Source organism: Pseudomonas sp. H1h, from assembly GCF_000633255.1.
Classification (GTDB): domain Bacteria; phylum Pseudomonadota; class Gammaproteobacteria; order Pseudomonadales; family Pseudomonadaceae; genus Aquipseudomonas.
Genome location: NZ_AYMJ01000018.1, coordinates 242,081 through 262,767, shown reverse-complemented (window position 1 = coordinate 262,767; position 20,687 = coordinate 242,081). Strand labels below are relative to the sequence as shown.

The window sequence follows — 20,687 nt, the reverse complement described above, 5'->3', positions numbered from 1 at the left end:
GTTGATCAACGAGCATCGACGCTGTACCGCGACAGCGTCGCTTGACTGTACGGGGCGCTACGCCCGGGGGCTGTGATAAAAATGCGCATCCACGTTTCTGGAGTGCCGCCATGGACCTCGCCACGCTCACACTGTTTCTCCCGGCCTGTTTCGCCCTGAACATGGCCCCCGGCCCGAACAACCTGCTGTCGGTGAGCAATGCCACCCGTTATGGTTATCGACGTGCCTGCGCGGCCGGTATCGGGCGGATTCTGGCGTTCGCCGGGATGATCGCCCTCGCTGGCGCGGGACTGTCGGTGGTGCTGCAAACCTCGGAATGGCTGTTCCACGCGATCAAGATCATCGGCGCGGCGTATTTGTTGTACCTGGCGTGGCAACTGTGGCGGGCCAATCCCGATGCCGGGCAGCAGCTAACAGGCACCTCGGTTGGCTTATTCCGCCTGGCGCGCCAGGAGTTTCTGGTGGCGGCGGGTAATCCGAAAGCGATCCTGCTGTTCACCGCGTTTCTGCCGCAATTCGTCGACCCGAGCCGTCCGGTACCGGCGCAATTCGCCGTGCTCGGCGCGCTGTTCCTGCTGCTGGAATGGATCGCCATCGGCGCCTACGCCTGGATGGGCCTGCACATGCGCCGCTGGTTCGCCGAGCCGCGCGGCAAACGCATCTTCAACCGTTGCTGCGCGGGACTGCTGTCGGCGGCGGCTTCGGTGCTGCTGATGGCGAAACGGGCTTAAGCCTCGGACGGGCCTTTGAGTTCGACCTGATTGCCGTCCGGGTCGAAGCAGTACAGCGACAGACCATAGCCCTCGGCGCCAAAACGTCTGGCGGCTTTTTCGACGCTCAGGCCGTGCGCCTGCAAGTGTTCGGTCAGCGCCGGTTCATCGAACGGTTCGATGCGCAGGCAGAAGTGATCGACGTTGCGCCGCTCGGCACCGGCCGCCCCGCCGCCCTTGCGCCCCAACTCACCCTGCAAGTCGACAAGATCGATCATCGAACTGCCGGCACGCAGGTGCACCAGCCCCAGTTTCTCGTTGTGCCTGACCACTTCGGCACCGAATACCTGGCCGTAAAAATCGATACTGCGCTGCAGCTCTGCGACGCGCAGGACGATGTGGTCGATACGTTGGATGATGAACGGTTGCATGGGGTTGCTTCCTCAAATCGGCGACCCGCTGATTGTGGTGCAGAATCAAAAAAATTCATTGTCGATTTTTCGGTGGAGCCATCGAAATCCTGGATTTAAGCTCTAGCCATGAACATACAAACCGCAATCCTGCCGCCCCACGCCGAGATGGTTCGCGCCATGCTCGAACGCGACACCGCCTATGAGGGGGTGTTTTTCACGGCCGTGAAAACCACCGGGATCTTCTGCCGCCCCAGTTGCACGGCGCGCAAGCCGAAACCGGAAAACGTCGAATTCTTCGCCCATGCCGATGAATGCCTGACGGCCGGCTATCGCGCTTGCCTGCGCTGCAAACCGCTGGACGCCGCCGCGATTGCCCCCGAATGGGTGCAGCGCCTGCTGACCGCCGTCGATGCGGACCCGGAGCTGCGCTGGAGCGACGCTCAGTTGCTGGCCGCAGGCATCGAGCCGCTGAAGCTGCGGCGCTGGTTCAAGCAGCATTTCGGCATGACTTTCCACGCCTGGCTGCGCACCCGTCGGCTGGGCATGGCGCTGGGCGGAATCCGCCAAGGTACGTCGATTGACCATGCGGCGTTTGATTCCGGCTACGAATCGCTCAGCGGTTTTCGCGATGCGTTCCAGAAGTCGTTCCACATCACCCCGGGCCGGGCGGCCAACAGTGAACCGCTACTGTTCACCCGTCTGACCACGCCGTTGGGGCCGATGATCGCCATGGCCGAACATCGCGGGCTGGTATTGCTGGAGTTTCTCGATCGCCCGGCACTGACCCGCGAGATCAATGAGCTGCAGACCCGCCACGGCTACGTGGTCGCACCGGGGCACAACGCCCATCTGCAGCAGATCGAGCAGCAACTGAACGAATATTTTGCCGGTACGCGCAGCGTGTTCAGCGTACCCTTGCACCTGCCCGGCAGCGAGTTCGCGCGGCAAGTCTGGCGCGAACTGCTGAACATCCCTTATGGCTGCACCAGCACCTACGGCAGTGTCGCCGCACGCCTGGGCAAACCCGGCGCCAGTCGTGCGGTGGGGCTGGCCAACGGGCACAATCGCCTGGCGATCGTGGTGCCATGCCATCGGGTGATCGGTGCGGATGGTTCGCTGACCGGCTATGGTGGTGGGCAGCCGCGCAAGGCGTTTCTGCTACGGCTGGAAAACGCCGCCGTGCAGCTCACGCAGCCACTGGCTTTCTGACCACGGCACAACATAAAAGAAGGGATTTCGATGAGCACACTCGACACACAGTTTCACCAGCTGCACCAGGATGGCCTGCTGATCCTGACCAACGTCGCCGATGCCACCGGTGCGCGACTGGTCGAGCACGCGGGCGGCAAAGCGGTCGCCACCAGCAGCGCGGCGGTGGCCTGGGCCCATGGTTATCCGGACGGCAATACCCTGCCCCTCGAACGCTTGATGTCCACCGTGGAGTCCATCGCCCGGGTGATCAAGGTGCCGCTGAGCGTGGACATCGAAGCCGGTTATTCCGATGACCTGGGGCGCGTGGCCGAGGTCATCGATGCGGTGTTGGCCGCCGGTGCGGTCGGGATCAATATCGAGGACGGCAGCGGCGCACCAGAGCTGTTGGCGCGCAAGATCGAAGTGGCGCGGCAAGTCGCTCAGAAGCGTGATGTGAAGCTGTTCATCAACGCCCGCACCGACGTTTACCTAAAAGGCCTGGTCCCGGCGCAAGACCGCGTCGCTGAAACCCTGCGGCGCTCGGCGCTGTACCAGGCGGCCGGGGCTGATGGTTTGTTCGCGGCCGGCGTCACCGCTGCCTATGAAATCGAGGCGATCTGCAAAGGCACATCGTTGCCGGTCAACGTCCTGGGGTTCGCCAGCCTGCCCTCGCCCGAGGAGCTTCAGGCCCTGGGTGTGCGCCGTTTGAGCGCCGGCTCCGGCATCGCCGAGTTCCTCTATGGCGCAATGGATACCCTGGTGAAAAGTTTCTTTGCCAGCGGCAAGCTCGACACCCATGCGCTCAAGGCGCTGACCTACGGCGAAGTCAACGGTCTGCTGAAATAAGCATGGCCGAGCGTTATCAAGCGGCCCGCAAACATCTGGCCGCACTCGACGAGGACTGGCAGCGGCACATCAGCGCTGTCGGCCCCTGCCTGCATCAACCGCACCCGGCGCGTGATCCTTACGAGTCGCTGGTGCGGGCGATTGCCTATCAGCAACTGCACGCCAAGGCCGGCGACGCGATTGTCGGGCGTCTGGTGGCATTGTTTCCCGGGCAGACGTTCCCCCGACCTGCGCAGATTCTGGCGGCGGGCTTCGATCAACTGCGCGGCTGTGGCTTCTCGGCGGGCAAGATTGCGACGATTCAGGGCATCGCCCAGGCGAGCCTGGACGGCGTGGTGCCGGATTATCCCACCGCGCTGGCGATGGATGACGAGGCGTTGATCGAGCGCCTCGTCAGCCTGCGCGGGGTTGGCCGCTGGACTGTGGAGATGCTGCTGATTTACAGCCTGGAGCGCATGGATATCCTGCCGGCGGACGACTTCGGCGTGCGCGAGGGTTATCGCCGGTTGAAGGGGCTGGAAGTGCAGCCGACGCGCAAGCAGATGATCGAAATCGGCCTGACGTGGAGCCCGTACCGGACGGTGGCAGCGTGGTATTTGTGGCGCGTGGCAAAACCGTTGCCCTCACCCTCCCGGAGAGGGCTGGGGTGAGGGTTGGCTTTTCACAGACCTGATTTCAACTTGCTGAACGCCCGGATCAACGCCCGGTTGAACACCTTGCCATTGTCATTCTTGCTGTACAGCGAAGCCCTCACCGCCTCTGACGGGTACGTCCCCGGATCATTGCGGATCGACGCATCCACCAAACCGTCCGCCGCCGTGATCGCGTTGGCGTAGTGAATGGTGTCGGTGATCGGCGCGATCACCTCGGGGGTCATCAGGTAATCCATCAACGCCAGCCCGGCCTGGGGATGCGGTGCATCCTTGGGAATGACCATGGCGTCAAACCAGATCAGCGTGCCTTCTTTCGGGATGCGGTAACTGAGCTTGAACGGCTTGTTTGCCGCCTGCGCCTGCCCTGCCGCAATCGCCACGTTGCCGTTCCACGACATCGCTACGCAGGTGTTGCCGTTGGCCAGGTCGCTGATGTTCAGGTCATTGTCGAAGTAGCGAATGTACGGGCGGATCTTCGCCAGTTGCTGCTCGGCGAGTTTCAGGTCGTCGAGGCTCTGCCGGTTGATGTCCAGGCCCATGTATTTCATGACCGCCGCGAACACCTCGTTCGGGTCGTTGAGCAGACTCACCCCGCAATCGGCAAATTTCGATACCACTGCCGGGTCGAACAGCATCGCCCAGCTGTCGGTTGGCGCATTCGGCAGGCGCTGCCGGATCGCGTCTTCCCGATAACCCACCCCGGTGGTGCCCCAGGCGTAGATCCCGGCGTAGCGGTTGCCCGGATCGAACACCGCCATGTGCTGGCGAAACTCTTCACCCACCCCGGCAAAGTGCGGCACCCGTGCCTTGTCCAACGGCTGGATCGCGCCGCTCTCGATGGCCCGCGACAGGTGCTGGCCGGCGGTCAGCACCAGGTCATAGCCACTACGTCCGGTGAGCAGTTTGGTCTCCACGGTTTCCAGCGAATCGAAGTGATCGGCGACCACGTGAATGCCGGTTTTTGCTTCGAAATTCCTCAGCGTATCCGGGGCCAGGTATTCGCCCCAGATGTACAGGTTAACCACCGGTTTGGCCGTGTCGGCGGCCTGCACACACAGGGGTGCAAGCACCAGCAATAACGCTTGAGTCAGTTTGTGCAGGCCCATCATTACACCCCCTTTTTGTAAGGCGTGCCGGCGTACTGCGGCATGGTGATACACGCGACGTTGCCGCCACCGAGGAGGATTTCCCGGGAGTTTTCAATGCCGACGATCTTGTGCTGCGGGAACAGTTCGGCAAGGGTCGCCAGTGCCACCTGATCGTTGCGATCACCAAACAGCGGCACCACGATCGAGCTGTTGCCGGCGTAGTAGTTGATGTACGACGCACAGATTTTCGTGCCGGCCTGACGGGTGTGGGTGCTGTCCTGCTGATCGAGGCCTTCGGCTTCTTCGGCGGTCCACTCCAGCACGTCCGGTTGCGGCAGCTTGTGCACGATCAACTCGCGACCGCGACTGTCGCGGGTGCTGCGCAGGATGTCGTAGGCCTCCTGATAAATTTCCCATTGCGGGTCATCGCGGTTGTCGGTCCATTGCAGCACCACTTCGCCGGGACGCACGAAACATGCGAGGTCATCGACATGGCCGTCGGTTTCATCGAACTTGCAGCCACGTGGCAGCCAGATCACCTGCTCGGCACCGAGGTAATCGGTCAGGCGCCGGGTGACTTCGTCCTTGCCCAGATGCTGGTTGCGATTGCGGTTGAGCAGGCATTGTTCGGTGGTGAGGATGCTTCCCTGGCCGTCGCTCTGGATCCCGCCCAGTTCGGCAATCAGCGGTGCGCGGTAGCGGTCGAAGCGCTCGATTTCGAGGATCTTGCTGGCGATCTGATCGTCCTTGTCCCACGGGTAGTAGAGACCGCCGTCCAGGCCACCGTAGGCGTTGAACTCGAAATCGACGCCGCGCACTTCGCCGCGCTCATCGTTGACCACAAAGCAGGGGCCGCTGTCGCGGAACCAGGTGTCGTTGCAGGTCATCTCGACCACGCGCACTTGCGGCGGCAACTGGCGGCGGGCGGTGGCGAATTGCGCGGCCGAAGCGCAGACGGTGACGGGTTCGCTGTGGGAGATCGCCGTGACAATCTGCACCCAGACTTTCTGCGCCGGTTTCGCGCCGTTGCGCCACACGTCGGTGCGCTCCGGCCAGCCGAGCCAGCAGCCGGTCTTGCGTTCGAATTCGCCGGGCAGACGGAAGCCGTCGCGTTTAGGGGTAGAGTCGAGCAAACGTGCCATGATCAAACCTCGTCTTGGGGATGGGAATGACCACAGGCTACGGTCGCGGACGCTTGGCCCGCCAACGATGATTATTTCGGAACCGTTGAGTTCAATTCATCAATCGGTCAGCTGATCGTTGAACCATTCGAGCATCTGCGCGACCGCCGGACGCTCCAGGCGCAGCCGTTCGCAAACCAGCGCGTATTGGCCGAGCGCGGTCATGCTGGAGGTGAATGGCCGCACCAGTCGCCCGCTCAGCAAGTCCTCGTGCGCGGTAAGGTTGTCGCCCATCGCCACCCCCTGCCCCTGCGCCGCCGCTTCCAGCGCCAGCCCGGCATGGGCGAAATACAGTTGGCGCTGCGGGCGTAGATCGCCGGCATGACTGGTGAGCCACGCGGTCCAGGTCTTGCCGTCCTGGTCGTCGTGCAGCAGGCAATGGCGCGCGAGGTCTTTCGGGGTTTTCAACGTGCCCTGGTTGAACAGCCCGGGGCTGCACACCGGGAAGAACTGTAGCGCCGGCAACGGCCGCACGAAGTAGGCGCTGCTATCCACCGGGCCGGTGCCGTAGGTGATCGCCAGATCGATGTCTTCACCGGGCGCGCTGGCGTCGATCGGCTGTTCGTAGAGATGCAGGGTGATGTGCGGGTAGCGCGCATAGAAATCGGTGAGGCGGTTCATCAGCCACTTTTGCGCCAGTTCTGCCGTCACAGCCAGGCGCAATACCGCCAACGACGAGGGGTCGCGCAGTTCATCGCAGGCCTCGCCGATCAGTTCAAAGGCTTGCTGCAGGCTTTGCATCAGGCGTCCGGCGGCGATGGTCGGGCGAATCTGCCGGCCTTCGCGGATGAACAGCGAAACGCCGAGTTGCTCTTCGAGCTGACGGATCTGGTGGCTGACCGCACTGTCAGTGACGCACAGCTCAGCGGCGGCCCGGCCGAAATGCGCGTGACGGGCGGCGCACTCGAAGGTTCGCAGAGCGGCCAGTGAGGGGAGTTTTCGCATGGGGTGATCCCTTTTTTGTGGGACATGCTGACCGGGCTGGCGGTGGGCGTCCAGTGGCTGCGCGTTATCGTTCTTCGCGAGCAAGCCCGCTCCCACATTTTGAAATGCGTTCCCCCGTGGGAGCGAGCCAGCTCGCGAAGGCGTCCAGTGGCTGCGCGTTATCGTTCTTCGCGAGCAAGCCCGCTCTTGAAATACGTTCCCCTGTGGGAGCGGGCTTGCTCGCGAAGGCGTCAGCATGATCGCCACAAACCTTCTAGGCTGAACCGGACCACTTCAGCCCACCGGAGGCCCCTCATGCACCTCGAAGGCTCCTGCCACTGCGGCGCCGTCACCTTCAGCCTGACCAGCGCCCACCCTTACCCTTATCAACGCTGCTACTGCTCGATCTGCCGCAAGACCCAGGGCGGTGGCGGCTATGCGATCAACCTCGGTGGCGACTCGAACAGCCTCAAGGTCCAGGGTCGCAAGAACATCAGCATCTACCACGCGAAAATGAAGGATGAAGGCGAAAAGCGCGCCCACCGCAGCACCGCCGAACGGCATTTCTGCTCACAGTGCGGCAGCGCTTTGTGGCTGTTCAGCCCGCAATGGCCGGAGTTGATCCACCCGTTCGCCTCGGCCATCGACACGCCATTGCCGACACCGCCGGAACATACGCATTTGATGCTCGGTTCGAAGGCGCCATGGGTTGAGGTGGACGCAACGCCTGGGGACAAGCAGTTTGAGGTTTATCCCGAAGAGTCGATTGCGCAGTGGCATGAACGGTTGGGGCTGGTCAAATGAGTCGGGAATTGCGGTGTGATTGATGGCCTCTTCGCGAGCAAGCCCGCACCCACATTTGGAATGCATTCAACCTGTGGGAGCGAGCCTGCTCGCGAAGAAGCCGGGACTGGCAACGCAGATCAATCCAGATGCGCCCAGGTCATCCGAAACGACGCCCCACCCCAAACCGACTCCCCCACTTCGACCTGCCCGCCATGGGATTGCGACACCCGCCGCACCAGTGCCAGCCCCAAACCAAAGCCGCCCGTGCGCCGATCACGGCTGGCATCGAGCCGCGAGAACGGCTCGAAGATCTTCTCCCGTCCGTCCACCGGCACACCCGGGCCGTCGTCGTTGACCCGCACCTCGTAATAATCACCGGTGCGCACCAGCGTTACTTCAACGCGCTGTTCGGCATAACGAATAGCATTGCGCAGCAGATTGATCACCGCCCGCGCCATGAATCGCGGCTCGATGCGCACTGTGTCGATCCGACAATCACCGATCAGCAATTGCACCCCCGCCGCTTCTGCCTCCAGCGCCACGCTGCCGACCACGCTGTCGAGCCAGTTGGCGGCCTGAATGTTCTCACGCTTGATCACCGTTGCACCGCGTTCCAGGCTGGCGTAGGTCAGCAGTTCGGAGACCATTTCCTCCAGCTCGCCAAGGTCGGCGTACATGTCGGCGATCAGTTCGCGGTTCTGGCTGGCGTCCGGTTGCTGCTTGAGCTGATCGAGCTCAAACGAAAGCCGCGCAATCGGCGTACGCAGTTCATGGGATACGGCGTTGGTCAGCTCGCGCTGATTGGCGATCAGGCTCTCGATGCGCGCCGCCATCAGGTTGAAGTGCTCGGCCAGGTCGCGGATGTTCGAGCGCTTGGACAGTTGAATGCGCACCGAAAGGTCGTTATCGCCAAAGCGCTCGGCGGCCAGGCGCAGTTTCTCCAGATCGCGCCAGTGCGGGCGCACCCAGAAGAACAAGACGATGCCGATCAGCACCGCGAGCATCGCGTAAGCCACCGCAATGTAGAACGGCATCAGGCTCGGCTCCGGCGGCAACTTGATGCTGAGCAACTGCGAACCACCGTCGATGTTGCTGATGAACTGGGTGTAGTTGTCGCGAATCACCAGCAGGTTCTGCGCCAGTTCGGATTTTTCCTCAGGGCTGAGAGCCAGTTGATCGGCCTCCACCAGCTTCAGCGACAAGCCGTAGTGCGGGCGCAACGCCTCCAGTTGCTGCTCACGCGCCGCGCCTTGCTGATCGCGCATGTGCTCGACCAGTGACCACGCCTGCCCACGCACCGCCTCACGGTTGTAGGCCTGCATCTGATTGTCGAGCAATGCGTTGAAGGTGTGCTCGACGGTTTGCAGGGCCAGCACCAGCCCCACCGTCATCACCAGAAACAGCCCGAGGAATAACCGCAGCATCTACAGCTCCCAAGCGAACGGATTGAACAGATAGCCCTTGCCCCACACGGTCTTGATGCAGACCGGCTCGCGGGGATTGTCCTTGAGCTTGTTGCGCAATTTGCTGATGTACACGTCGACACTGCGATTGAGCCCGTCGAAGGCAATGCCGCGCATGCGGTTGAGGATGTCATCGCGCGACAAGGTCTTGCCGGCAGCGCTGGCCAGCAGCCACAACAGCTCGAACTCCATGGTGGTCATTTCAATGATTTCGCCGGCCAGGCGCACTTCGCGACAGCTGCGATCAATGCTCAACCGGCCGAACTCCAGCGAGCTGACGACGCCGCTGTCCGGCACCTGGCGCCGCTGCAAGGCGCGCAGCCGCGCCAGCAGCACCGGCGGCTTGATCGGTTTGATCACGTAGTCATCGGCGCCGGATTCCAGGCCGAGAATGTGGTCGAGGTCGTCTTCCTTGGCGGTGAGGATGACAATCGGCGTGTCCGACACGCTGCGGATTTCCCGGCACACATGCAGCCCGCTCTGCCCCGGCAGCATCAGGTCGAGCACCACCACTTTGGGCTGGAACTCGAGAAACGCGGCCATCGCCAGATCACCGCGATGCACCGCGCGCACCTCGTAGCCATGCTGTTCGAGAAAGTGCGCAATCAGCGTGGCCAGACGCTCATCGTCTTCGACCAGCAGGACTTTGCCAAAACCCAGGTTATCCATAACGACCGTCTGCCAACCCATGTGTGAAGTGGCCGACATTATGGCGGCAATCGCGGGTGTGGCGTGGTTGCAGGCAGCAAAAACCGGCCACTGGGGCCGGTTTTCGGTGATATTTCATACTCTTAAGAGTTTTTAACAGTTTGTGTGTCAGGCCGCGGCCGGCACACCGCTGTGGAAGCGAAACTCTTCATCCGGCGATTCGATCAGCTCCTGCTCGGCAGCGCGGACCTTTTCGATCACCTGGGCGATGTCCTTCGCGTCGCCGTACTGGTAAGCCAGCTTCAGATAACCCTGAAAATGCCGCGCCTCGCTTTTCAGCAGGCCGAAATAGAACTTGCCGAGTTCTTCGTCCAGATGCGGCACCAGCGCCTCGAAACGTTCGCAACTGCGTGCTTCGATGAACGCGCCGACTACCAGCGTATCGACCAGTTTCACCGGCTCGTGACTGCGCACCACTTTGCGCAGGCCCGAGGCATAACGCCCGGCATGCAGCTGGCGCAACTCGATCTTGCGGCGCTTCATGATGCGCATGACTTGTTCGTGGTGCACCAGCTCTTCCCGGGCCAGACGCGACATCATGTTGATCAGGTCGACGTGGGAATGGTACTTGGCAATCAGGCTCAGCGCGGTGCTGGCGGCCTTGAACTCGCAGTTCTTGTGGTCGATCAGCAGTGTTTCCTGATCGGCCAGTGCGGCCTGGACCCAGGCGTCGGGCGTGCGGCAGCCAAGGAATTCGTGGATTTCGGGCAGGATCATGGGGCTCACGGTAAAGGTATTGGCGCGAAGGGCGCCGATTATACCGGCCTGCCCGCAGACCACCAGTCGCAGGCGTTGATATGCATCAAGTCGCAGGCCGATGAGCAGCAACTATAGTTGTGCAACGCCGTGCCTTTTCTTTGCTGGAGACTCCGCTCATGCAAGCCATTCGCAGCATTCTGGTGGTCATCGAACCCGAACATTCGGAAAGCCTGGCGCTCAAGCGCGCCAAGTTGATCGCCGGCGTGACCCAGGCGCATCTGCACCTGCTGGTGTGTGACCGCAAACACGACCACGCCGGCATGCTCGGCGTGCTCAAAGCCGCGCTGATCGCCGACGGCTACAGCGTGACCACCGAACAGGCGTGGAACGAGAGCCTGCACGAAACCATCATCGATGTGCAGCAGGCCGAAGGCTGCGGGCTGGTGATCAAACAGCACTTTCCTGACAGCGCGCTGAAAAAAGCCTTGCTGACCCCGGCGGACTGGAAACTGCTGCGTCACTGCCCAACCCCGGTGCTGCTGGTGAAAACCTGCATACCATGGAAGGACCGGGTGATTCTGGCAGCGGTCGACGTGGGCAACGCCGATGGCGAACACCGGCATTTGCACACGACGATCATCGATCACGGCTTTGACATCGCCAGCCTGGCCAAAGGGCATCTGCATGTAATCAGTGCGCACCCGTCGCCGATGCTCTCGGCGGCTGACCCGACCTTTCAGCTCAAGGAAACCATCGAGGCCAGGTATCGCGAGCAATGCCGGGCGTTTCAGGCCGAATTCGATGTCGATGACGCTCATCTGCACATCGAAGAAGGCCCGGCGGATGTGCTGATCCCGTTCATGGCGCACAAGCTGGAAGCGGCGGTGACCGTCATCGGCACTGTGGCGCGGACCGGGTTGTCAGGGGCGCTGATCGGCAATACCGCCGAAGTGGTGCTCGATTCGCTGGAAAGCGATGTGCTGGTGCTCAAGCCGCAGGAGGTTGAGGACCATCTGGTGGAGCTGGCGGTGAAGCACTGAGAATTGCGCTGTATTGGATGGACCCTTCGCGAGCAAGCCCGCTCCCACATTTGGAATGCACTCCTACCTTTAGAATGCATTCCTCTGTGGGAGCGGGCTTGCTCGCGAAGCTTTTGATCTTCAGGCGCCGAAGGCGTCTTTCAGGAAGCCGGGCGCAATGTAGCGCTGGTAATGCGCTTCCGACAGCAGGAAGAATTCCCGATCAATGGCATCGCGCAGTTCCGGCAGGTTCCAGTCGCGGAACTCCGGCAGCAACACCATCCCATAGGCTTCCAGATTAATGATCACCCGCGCCCCGCGAGCAATCAGCTGATAGGCCCAGCAATATTCCGACTGGTGCGGCACGAAGCGGATCTTGCGCTGCTCCAGCTGCTGGCGCAGGCGCGCCGAATCGAAGATCTCGACCTTGCCCGCCATCACTTGTGACAGCAATTGCTCAAGACGCAACCACACCGCGCGCTTTTCCTCCTCGTTGTAACCATTCCAATTGATCACTTCGTGGTGGAAACGCTTGCAGCCGCGGCACACCAGATCTCCGTAAACAGTGGAGCAGAGGCCGACGCAGGGGGTCTTGATGGTCTGATTGGGCATAAATTGGCAAAACACTGAAACGCGGAACAGGCCGGCATGTTAGCCCTTTGTCGGGCATTGATCACCCCTCAAACGTCAGGGACAAGCGCTGGATCGCGGTTTGCTCCGCCCGCGCACAACGCCACCAAAGTCCAATAGAGTCCGACTTACCTTTAAATTTTTTTTGCCGTAGAATCAGCCAGCCTTTTAAGGCGCCAATGTCCGTTAGAAGCTGTTTTCAAAGCGTCACGAGCACAGTCGTTCCTTCAGAGCGGTGTTGGCGAAGGGTTTTTCCAGCGGGGAAAAGCCCAACGCCAACCCTCATCAGCTCCCCGTTCTGCAGGCGTAAAACTTTGAAAGCAGCTTCTGTAAGGAATTGCCGGTAATTCTGGCCAAACGACCCACAACGTCGTGAGGTGCATGAGTACGGCAATTTCGGGATGAGCGTCCCGGACACCCATTTGGGACCACTGATGAGGGTAATAACTGTGCTTGAAGCCTACCGCAAACATATCGAAGAGCGTGCAGCCCTGGGTATCGTTCCCCAGCCGCTTAACGCCGAACAAACTGCAGGCCTGGTCGAGCTGCTGAAGAATCCTCCGGCTGGCGAAGAAGCTTTCCTCGTTGACCTGATCACCAATCGCGTACCACCTGGAGTGGACGAAGCCGCTTACGTCAAAGCCGGTTTCCTGTCGGCTCTGGCCAAAGGCGAAGTCTCCTCCCCTCTGCTGGACAAGAAGCGCGCTGTAGAACTGCTCGGCACCATGCAGGGCGGCTACAACATCGTGACCCTGGTCGAACTGCTGGACAACGCCGAGCTGGCGCCAGTGGCTGCCGAAGAACTCAAGCACACCCTGCTGATGTTCGATGCCTTCCACGACGTGGCTGAAAAAGCCAAGAACGGCAACGCTCACGCCAAAGCCGTGCTGCAATCCTGGGCTGACGGCGAGTGGTTCAAGAAGCGCCCTGTTCTGGCCGACAAGATCAGCCTGCGCGTGTTCAAGGTCACCGGCGAAACCAACACCGACGACCTGTCCCCTGCTCCAGATGCCTGGTCGCGTCCTGATATCCCGCTGCACGCCCTGGCCATGCTGAAAATGGCCCGTGACGGCATCGTTCCGGACGAGCAAGGCAAGACCGGCCCGATGAAGCAGATCGAAGAAATGCGCGGTCAAGGCTTCCCGATCGCCTACGTCGGTGACGTGGTCGGTACCGGTTCCTCGCGTAAATCCGCAACCAACTCGGTCCTGTGGTTCTTCGGCGATGACATCCCTTACGTGCCGAACAAGCGCGCTGGCGGTTTCTGCTTCGGCAGCAAAATCGCTCCGATCTTCTACAACACCATGGAAGATGCCGGCGCACTGCCAATCGAGTTCGACGTTACCAACATGAACATGGGCGACGTGATCGACCTGTACCCGCATGCTGGCAAAGTCTGCAAACACGGCACTGACGAGGTCCTGACCACCTTCGAAATGAAGACCCCGGTTCTGTTGGACGAAGTACGTGCCGGCGGCCGTATTCCTCTGATCATCGGCCGTGGCCTGACCGAGAAGGCTCGCGCCGAACTGGGTCTGCCTGCGTTCGACCTGTTCAAAAAGCCTGAAGCACCGGCTGAAAGCACCAAGGGTTTCACCCTGGCGCAGAAAATGGTCGGCAAGGCGTGCGGTCTGGCAGAAGGCCAAGGCGTACGTCCTGGCACCTACTGCGAACCGAAGATGACCACCGTAGGTTCTCAGGACACCACCGGTCCGATGACCCGTGACGAACTGAAAGACCTGGCGTGCCTGGGCTTCTCCGCTGATCTGGTCATGCAGTCCTTCTGCCACACCGCGGCGTATCCGAAGCCGATCGACGTGACCACCCACCACACCCTGCCTGACTTCATCATGACCCGCGGCGGCGTTTCCCTGCGTCCGGGCGACGGCATCATCCACTCGTGGCTGAACCGCATGCTGCTGCCAGACACCGTCGGTACCGGTGGTGACTCGCACACCCGTTTCCCGATGGGCATCTCGTTCCCGGCCGGTTCCGGTCTGGTCGCGTTCGCCGCTGCCACCGGCGTCATGCCGCTGGACATGCCGGAATCGATCCTGGTGCGCTTCAAAGGCAAGATGAAACCTGGCATCACCCTGCGTGACCTGGTTCATGCCATTCCTTACTTCGCCATCCAGAACGGTCTGCTGACCGTCGAGAAGAAAGGCAAGAAAAACGCCTTCTCCGGCCGCATCCTGGAAATCGAAGGCCTGGAAGGTCTGACCCTGGAACAGGCGTTCGAACTGTCCGACGCCTCGGCCGAACGTTCGGCTGCCGGCTGCACCATCAAGCTGTCGAAAGAGTCGATCACCGAGTACCTGAACTCCAACATCACTCTGCTGCGCTGGATGATCGGCGAAGGCTACGGCGACGCACGCACCCTGGAACGTCGCGCTCAAGCGATGGAAGCCTGGGTTGCCAACCCGGAACTGATGGAAGCCGATGCCGACGCCGAATATGCCGAAGTCATCGAAATCGATCTGGCCGACATCAGCGAGCCGGTACTGTGCGCGCCGAACGACCCGGACGATGCCCGTCTGCTGTCCAGCGTTGCTGGCGAGAAGATCGACGAAGTGTTCATCGGTTCGTGCATGACCAACATCGGTCACTTCCGCGCTGCCGGTAAACTGCTGGATCAGGTCAAGGGTCAGCTGCCAACCCGTCTGTGGCTGTCGCCACCGACCAAGATGGACGCTCACCAACTGACCGAAGAAGGCTACTACGGCATCTACGGCAAGGCCGGCGCACGCATGGAAATGCCAGGCTGCTCGCTGTGCATGGGTAACCAGGCACGCGTTGAGCCGAACAGCACCGTGGTCTCGACGTCCACCCGTAACTTCCCGAACCGTCTGGGCGACGGCGCGAACGTCTACCTGGCTTCGGCCGAACTGGCGTCCGTTGCTTCGATCCTGGGTCGCCTGCCGACCGTCGAGGAGTACATGGAATACGCTGGCAAGATCGACAGCATGGCGGCCGATGTCTACCGCTACCTGTCCTTCGACCAGATCGCCGAGTTCCGTGAAGCTGCTGCGAACGCCAAGATCCCGGTCGTTCAAGCCTAACGTTGCAACGCAATGAAAAACGCCGCCCATCGTGAGATGAGCGGCGTTTTTTTATGCCTGAATGACCTGTGGGAGCGGGCTTGCTCGCGAATGCGGTGTGTCAGCTACATTTTTATCGACTGACACAACGCTATCGCGAGCAGGCTCACTCCTACAGGGGGTTATGGGTTGAGCTTGCGGGCCTGCTGCACCGCGCCATCCACGCTCAATCCACTGAGGATCACCCCGTTGGCCGTCACCTCCGGCAACGCCTCCAGCACCGCCAGCGCTTCATGCTTGAGCCGCGCCAGAATCAGCCGCTTGCCTTCCTGATGCACCCGCAGAAAAAACTCCTGCATCGCCTCGATACTGGTGCCATCCAGATCCGGGGTTTCTTCAAGACTGAGGATCACCGTGTGCACCGGCGCGTCCGAATGCCGGATCAGACGCAATGCCGCGCCGAGAATCCGCTCCACATTGGCAAAGAACAGCGCCTCACTGGGCCGCACAATCAACACCCCCGGCTCAGAGACAGCCGTCGGATGGCGCTGCAGATCGACAAAATCATGCCCGCCATCGATTCGCCCGAGCACCTGAATATCCGCTGCCGACATCTGCTTGAGCATCAGCAACACGCTGATGGCCACCGACACCAGCAGTCCATCCAGAATCCCCAGCACCAGCACCGCCCCTACCGCGCACAACACCAGCACCCGGTCCCGGCGCCAGATGAAATAGCGTCCCAGCGGCTGCAGACTCAAACCACGGCCCAGCGCATGCATGACGATGGCGGCCAGAATCGGTTCCGGTGTCAGGGCAATCCACGGCAATACAGTCAACACGATCACCAGCACCACCAGCGCCGCCACGCCCCCGGCCCAGCGTGAAGTTGCCCCGGCCGCCTCGTTCGCCGACGTCGCCGAATACCCTGCCCCCGCCGGCATGCCATGAAACAGCCCGGACAACAGGTTCGATGCACCCAACGCCAGCAGGTCACGGTTGGAGGTCACACGATCACCGTGCTTGAGCGCGAACGAACTGATCGAGCCGTAAGACTCGGCATACAGAATCATCACCAGCGCAAACCCGACTTCGCCCAGCCGCAGCCAATCGGCGAACGGCAGCACCGGCAGGTTCGGCACCTCCAGGCTCAGGTCGATCAAGCCGATCAGCGGCACGCCATGTGCCGGCAGATTCAGCCATTGCCCGGCAACGATGCCGATCACCACCACCAGCAAACCACCGGGCACCCGTGGAAAGCGGGCAAACAACCCCAACAATACCAACGCGACCGCCGCCACAGCGGCGGCCGGCCAGTTCCATTGCGGCAATTGTTCAAGCAGTTGCGGGGCAAAACGCACCAGATTGGCATCTGTCAGGTGCACGCCGACCACACTGGCGACCTGCTTGAGAATGATGGTCAGCGCCAGGCCGAAGGCGAATCCGCGCAACACCGGTTTGGCGATAAACGAGGTGACGCTGCCGAAACGAAAGATCCCCGCCAGCAAGAACAGCCCGCCAGTGACCAGCACCAGCCCGACCGCCAGCGTCGCGCGCAACTGCGGGTCACCATTGGCCATGGTCGCGGTGGCCGCCGCCAGTACCGCCGCAGATGAAGATGTCGCCGAAACAATGGCAAAGCGGCTGGTGCCAAACAGCCCATAGCAGAGCAGCCCGGCAAACAGCGCGATCACCCCCGCCTGCGGCGCCAGCGCGGCGATGGTCGAATAAGCGACCGCTTCGGGCAACAGCAGACCGGCAATCGACAGACCGGCGAGGATGTCCTGCCAGCGATTGGGTGGTGCTACAGGTTGGGGCGCGCTCGACAATCCACTGTCTCCAGACGAAAAAAAGCCGCTGTGCGCATCACGCACAGCGGCCACTGTAGCTGAGTATCCGGCGCTTTGGCTTACGCCGTCAGCGAATAAATCACCGCCGAAATGGCCACCAGACCTACCGCGGTAACGAACACGTTCGATGCCTGACCGCGATAGCGCGCCATCGCTGGCACTTTGCGAATCGCGTACATCGGCATCAGGAACAGGATCGCCGCGATCACCGGACCACCGACGGCCTCGATCATCCCGAGAATGCTCGGGTTCAGGGTCGCAACGATCCAGCACACCACCAGCATGAACGCCGCGACGATGCGATCCAGGGCCTTGGCGCCCGGACGCTTGCCGCTCTTGACGATCAGGCCCTTGAGGCCTTCGCTGGCGCCGATGTAGTGACCGAGAAACGACTTGGAGATCGCCACGAATGCAATCAACGGCGCCGCAAACGCAATGGCCGGGTTGCTGAAGTGGTTAGCCAGATAGGACAGGATCGACAGGTTCTGCGCCTTGGCTTCAGCCAGTTGCTCCGGCGACAGGGTCAGCACGCAACTGAAGACGAAGAACAGCACCATCACCACCATCAACAGGTGGGCACGGCAGAGGATCTGCGAGCTGCGCTGCTCCGCATTGGCACCGTAACGACGCTTCTGGTCCACCGCGAACGCCGAAATGATCGGCGAATGGTTGAACGAGAACACCATCACCGGGATCGCCAGCCACAGCGTGTGCAGCAATGCCGACGGCGCTGGCACTTGCGATGCCGTGGTGAGAATGCCGCCGGTCCAGTGCGGGATCAGGTACACCGCGAGGAACAGCAGCGCGACGATGAACGGATAGACCATCAGGCTCATCGCCTTGACGATCGCCGTTTCGCCGCAACGCACCACAGCCAGCAGGCCGAGGATCAGCACGAACGACAGCAACACGCGTGGCGGCGGCGTGATATGCAGTTGGTGTTCAAGGAAGCTGGCGACCGTGTTGGTCAGGCCGACGCTGTAGATCAGCAGGATCGGGAAGATGGCGAAGAAGTACAGCAGGGTGATCAGCGCACCGGCCTTGATGCCGAAATGTTGCTCGACCACGTCGGTGATGTCGGCGCCTTCGCGACCGGAGAGCACGAAGCGGGTCAGGCCGCGGTGGGCGAAGAAGGTCATCGGGAAGGCCAGCAGCGCGAGGATCACCAGCGGCCAGAAGCCACCCAGACCCGCGTTGATCGGCAAAAACAGGGTACCGGCGCCAATGGCCGTCCCGAACAGTCCCAACATCCACGTGGTGTCATGGCGATTCCAGCTCGACAGTTCAGCTGGTGCTGCCGCTTCATAGCGTGCGTCGACGCTATTGGCCTGATCATTCATCCGGTCGGATCTCCGCATTCCGGTCACTTGCCACTCGGTCAGGACGCGTCGGAAAAAACCGACAGACATGCTCCGGCCGAAACAGGGGCGCGATTCTCCGCGATAAATGAGCAGAAGCAAAGACTTAGCTGAGGAATGGTTGTACGGATCAGATAACCGGGTTGTCGTTTTCGGGAAAATGACTGTCGGCAACAGGTATGCGCCATGTCGTTTTCTGGCAAGCTTCAGTGCAATGTGCGATCGGGAAGACTTGATCAGATCGATCGGGCGAGGAGGAATCCGAGTGACATGCAAAAAAGGCCGAACACCAGCATTCCCCAGATTGGGTACATATCGCCCTTGTTTTTAATACGCATTCTTTCCTCCCACTCATCGTGCTCTCGTTCCAGTTCCTCCATTCTGGCTTTGTGGTCATAGGTGCTCATGTCGATGTCCCTTGCTGAGTGATAGACCTGTCTGTCGTGAAACGCGCACGCTCAATACTTGAAAAAAACGCCTGCTACTGCAGTGATGGCTGTCGCAATCCCAGCCAATAGTGCGAGCGGATACAAATTCGTTTCCCTGCTTAGCTTTTTTCTTCCGCCAGAAGTTTTTTTCTTTCGGCTATGAGTTTGCGTGTTTCATTTTGGAGCCGTTCGAGTTCCAGATGTTCTCGATTGTTTTGAAGCATTCGCCTTCCTTGGCTGTTGGCAGTGACTGCCCGGGCTGCTTTGTGTCCACATGATTTCGCGTTCATCGCCGTTCCGACAGCAGATGCATCCGCCAACTTCGTAGGCAGAATCCGCAAATTTCGTAGGTAGCCACCGACGCTTTCGCAAGCAGGCTCGCCCCCACAGGTGATCGCTTTCCAAAGGTGGGAGCGAGCCTGCTCGCGAAGGCGTCGATTCAAGCACCCGATACTTTCAATTTCGCCCAATTCATCTAGCGTCAATGAGTCCCCTGCCCCATGGAGTCTCTGCCCATGCCCCTCGTCCGCGTCGAAATCAAGAAACACGCCGATCCCACGTTCGCCAAACGCATCGGCGAGCAGATCTACGTCGCCATGCGCAACACCATCAACGTACCGGAGCATGACAACTTCCAGATCCTCAACGAGCACGATGCCGAGCATTTCATCTTCGACCCGCAATATCTCGGCATCCAGCGCACAGACCAGCTTGTGATCATCCAGATCACCCTCAACGAAGGCCGAACCCAGGAGCAGAAAAAAGCCCTGTACCAGACTATCGCGCAAAGCCTGAACACGCAGCTGGGCATACGCCTGGAAGACGTGTTCATCAATCTGGTGGAGGTCAAAAAGGAGAACTGGTCGTTCGGCAATGGCATCGCGCAATACGCCAGTTGACAGCCCTTCGCTGCCGCCAGCATGATCGGCCCATGAACCTGCGCCCGCTGCACCTCACCCGTACCACCACGACCGCCACCGGCGGGTCTTGGTGTGGCTGTCTGAGGTGAATCCAGCGCAGTGAACCCAAGGCCCCGCCAGCAATGGACGGGGCCTTGTTGTTTCTCCCGTCCGTGCGGCACTTGCAACCCTCAAGGAGAAACACCATGTCCGCAGCTCTGCTGGTCATCGATATGCAGGTCGGTCTGTTCCATGGCCCGGAAAAACCCCACGACGGCGCACGGGTGCTGGCCAACATCCGGCACCTGATCAATCTGGCACGTCAGCAGCACGTGCCGGTCTACGCCGCACGCCACACCGGCCCGCAAGGTTCGCCGATTGCCGCCGGCAGTCCGTTCTGGCAAATACTGCCGGAACTCGAACTGCGCGCTGACGCCGACCACCTGTTCGACAAGTCCCGGCCCAATGCCTTCCACGGCACCGGACTGGCGCAGCAGCTCAAAGCCGCGGGGATCGAAGACCTGTACCTCGTCGGCATGAAGACTCAGTACTGCATCGACGCCACCTGCCGTGCCGCCGCCGACCTGGGCTTCAAACCGGTGCTGGTGGCCGACGCACACACATGCATGGACACCCCGGTGCTGCCGGCCAAAGCCATCATCGAGCACCACAACGCCACCCTCGGTGGCGCCTTCGCGCGACTGATCAACAGTGCCGACGCGAGCTTCTGACGAAGCGTCCACGCGCCCCCCGTTTCAGCTCCTACACTGGCTGAAGCGGGGCTGCAGCCACCATTGCCAAAC

20 protein-coding genes are annotated in these 20,687 nt (G+C 61.2%); 9 read left to right on the top strand and 11 right to left on the bottom strand.

The features are described 5' to 3' along the window. The first annotated feature begins 110 nt into the window (after positions 1 to 110). Positions 111 to 731 carry a LysE family translocator gene (locus tag U862_RS0116905; protein WP_025111480.1) on the top strand — a complete coding sequence of 207 codons (621 nt, stop codon included), beginning with the start codon at positions 111 to 113 and terminating at the stop codon, positions 729 to 731. Here the strand turns inward: U862_RS0116905 and U862_RS0116900 are convergent. Next, complete coding sequence (locus U862_RS0116900) at positions 728 to 1,141, bottom strand: VOC family protein (RefSeq protein WP_025111479.1); 414 nt, start codon at positions 1,139 to 1,141, stop codon at positions 728 to 730. The two genes, U862_RS0116905 and U862_RS0116900, sit on opposite strands and share 4 nt — an antisense overlap. 108 nt (positions 1,142 to 1,249) lie before the next feature. On the opposite strand from U862_RS0116900, the gene U862_RS0116895 reads away from it, so the two are divergent. The 3 genes from U862_RS0116895 to U862_RS0116885 are packed head-to-tail and all read left to right on the top strand — an operon-like array spanning position 1,250 to position 3,810. Continuing rightward, positions 1,250 to 2,332 (top strand): bifunctional transcriptional activator/DNA repair enzyme AdaA, encoded by a 1,083-nt coding sequence (locus U862_RS0116895; protein ID WP_025111478.1) that lies wholly within the window; start codon positions 1,250 to 1,252, stop codon positions 2,330 to 2,332. 30 nt (positions 2,333 to 2,362) lie between these two features. Then, positions 2,363 to 3,160 carry an isocitrate lyase/phosphoenolpyruvate mutase family protein gene (locus tag U862_RS0116890; RefSeq protein ID WP_025111477.1) on the top strand — a complete coding sequence of 266 codons (798 nt, stop codon included), beginning with the start codon at positions 2,363 to 2,365 and terminating at the stop codon, positions 3,158 to 3,160. Positions 3,161 to 3,162: 2 nt separating this feature from the next. Then, the gene (locus U862_RS0116885) at positions 3,163 to 3,810 is read left to right on the top strand and encodes a DNA-3-methyladenine glycosylase (RefSeq protein ID WP_025111476.1); all 648 of its coding nucleotides are present in this window, start codon (positions 3,163 to 3,165) and stop codon (positions 3,808 to 3,810) included. Positions 3,811 to 3,821: 11 nt separating this feature from the next. On the opposite strand, the gene U862_RS0116880 is transcribed toward U862_RS0116885, so the two are convergent. The 3 genes from U862_RS0116880 to U862_RS0116870 all read right to left on the bottom strand — a co-directional run bounded on the left by U862_RS0116880 (position 3,822) and on the right by U862_RS0116870 (position 7,027). Further along, positions 3,822 to 4,919: an extracellular solute-binding protein gene (locus tag U862_RS0116880; RefSeq protein ID WP_025111475.1), complete on the bottom strand. Its 1,098-nt coding sequence runs from the start codon at positions 4,917 to 4,919 to the stop codon at positions 3,822 to 3,824. A gap of 2 nt (positions 4,920 to 4,921) precedes the next feature. Next, positions 4,922 to 6,043 (bottom strand): agmatine deiminase, encoded by a 1,122-nt coding sequence (aguA, locus tag U862_RS0116875; protein ID WP_025111474.1) that lies wholly within the window; start codon positions 6,041 to 6,043, stop codon positions 4,922 to 4,924. Positions 6,044 to 6,142: 99 nt separating this feature from the next. Beyond that, positions 6,143 to 7,027, bottom strand: a complete 885-nt coding sequence (locus tag U862_RS0116870) for a LysR substrate-binding domain-containing protein (RefSeq protein ID WP_025111473.1) — start codon at positions 7,025 to 7,027, stop codon at positions 6,143 to 6,145. A gap of 294 nt (positions 7,028 to 7,321) precedes the next feature. Between U862_RS0116870 and U862_RS0116865 the strand changes: the two genes are divergently transcribed. After that, positions 7,322 to 7,810, top strand: coding sequence for a GFA family protein (locus tag U862_RS0116865; protein WP_025111472.1), 489 nt, complete (start codon positions 7,322 to 7,324; stop codon positions 7,808 to 7,810). Between the two features lie 119 nt (positions 7,811 to 7,929). Here the strand turns inward: U862_RS0116865 and U862_RS0116860 are convergent, their stop codons facing one another. The 3 genes from U862_RS0116860 to U862_RS0116850 all read right to left on the bottom strand — a co-directional run bounded on the left by U862_RS0116860 (position 7,930) and on the right by U862_RS0116850 (position 10,680). Next, positions 7,930 to 9,216 carry an ATP-binding protein gene (locus U862_RS0116860; RefSeq protein ID WP_025111471.1) on the bottom strand — a complete coding sequence of 429 codons (1,287 nt, stop codon included), beginning with the start codon at positions 9,214 to 9,216 and terminating at the stop codon, positions 7,930 to 7,932. Beyond that, positions 9,217 to 9,924, bottom strand: coding sequence for a response regulator (locus U862_RS0116855; RefSeq protein WP_025111470.1), 708 nt, complete (start codon positions 9,922 to 9,924; stop codon positions 9,217 to 9,219). Positions 9,925 to 10,071: 147 nt separating this feature from the next. Then, complete coding sequence (locus tag U862_RS0116850; protein ID WP_025111469.1) at positions 10,072 to 10,680, bottom strand: tRNA-(ms[2]io[6]A)-hydroxylase; 609 nt, start codon at positions 10,678 to 10,680, stop codon at positions 10,072 to 10,074. A 158-nt stretch (positions 10,681 to 10,838) separates the two neighbouring features. Here U862_RS0116850 and U862_RS0116845 point away from each other — a divergent pair, with 158 nt between their 5' ends. After that, complete coding sequence (locus U862_RS0116845; RefSeq protein WP_025111468.1) at positions 10,839 to 11,702, top strand: universal stress protein; 864 nt, start codon at positions 10,839 to 10,841, stop codon at positions 11,700 to 11,702. 120 nt (positions 11,703 to 11,822) lie between these two features. On the opposite strand, the gene U862_RS0116840 is transcribed toward U862_RS0116845, so the two are convergent. Continuing rightward, on the bottom strand, positions 11,823 to 12,293 hold the full coding sequence (locus tag U862_RS0116840; RefSeq protein WP_025111467.1) for a DUF1289 domain-containing protein: 471 nt from the start codon (positions 12,291 to 12,293) through the stop codon (positions 11,823 to 11,825). Positions 12,294 to 12,760: 467 nt separating this feature from the next. Between U862_RS0116840 and acnB the strand changes: the two genes are divergently transcribed. Next, complete coding sequence (gene acnB / locus U862_RS0116835) at positions 12,761 to 15,370, top strand: bifunctional aconitate hydratase 2/2-methylisocitrate dehydratase (RefSeq protein WP_025111466.1); 2,610 nt, start codon at positions 12,761 to 12,763, stop codon at positions 15,368 to 15,370. 161 nt (positions 15,371 to 15,531) lie between these two features. On the opposite strand, the gene U862_RS0116830 is transcribed toward acnB, so the two are convergent. The 3 genes from U862_RS0116830 to U862_RS30905 all read right to left on the bottom strand — a co-directional run bounded on the left by U862_RS0116830 (position 15,532) and on the right by U862_RS30905 (position 18,964). Beyond that, positions 15,532 to 17,178, bottom strand: a complete 1,647-nt coding sequence (locus U862_RS0116830) for a SulP family inorganic anion transporter (RefSeq protein WP_025111465.1) — start codon at positions 17,176 to 17,178, stop codon at positions 15,532 to 15,534. An 80-nt stretch (positions 17,179 to 17,258) separates the two neighbouring features. Further along, positions 17,259 to 18,539 (bottom strand): serine/threonine transporter, encoded by a 1,281-nt coding sequence (locus U862_RS0116825; RefSeq protein ID WP_025111464.1) that lies wholly within the window; start codon positions 18,537 to 18,539, stop codon positions 17,259 to 17,261. Positions 18,540 to 18,793: 254 nt separating this feature from the next. Next, positions 18,794 to 18,964 carry a hypothetical protein gene (locus U862_RS30905; RefSeq protein ID WP_177327348.1) on the bottom strand — a complete coding sequence of 57 codons (171 nt, stop codon included), beginning with the start codon at positions 18,962 to 18,964 and terminating at the stop codon, positions 18,794 to 18,796. A 536-nt stretch (positions 18,965 to 19,500) separates the two neighbouring features. On the opposite strand from U862_RS30905, the gene U862_RS0116810 reads away from it, so the two are divergent. Together U862_RS0116810 and U862_RS0116805 are read left to right on the top strand one after the other, a co-directional pair. Next, on the top strand, positions 19,501 to 19,884 hold the full coding sequence (locus tag U862_RS0116810) for a tautomerase family protein (RefSeq protein ID WP_025111463.1): 384 nt from the start codon (positions 19,501 to 19,503) through the stop codon (positions 19,882 to 19,884). 206 nt (positions 19,885 to 20,090) lie between these two features. After that, positions 20,091 to 20,615, top strand: coding sequence for a cysteine hydrolase family protein (locus U862_RS0116805; RefSeq protein WP_025111462.1), 525 nt, complete (start codon positions 20,091 to 20,093; stop codon positions 20,613 to 20,615). The last annotated feature ends 72 nt before the right edge of the window (positions 20,616 to 20,687 follow it).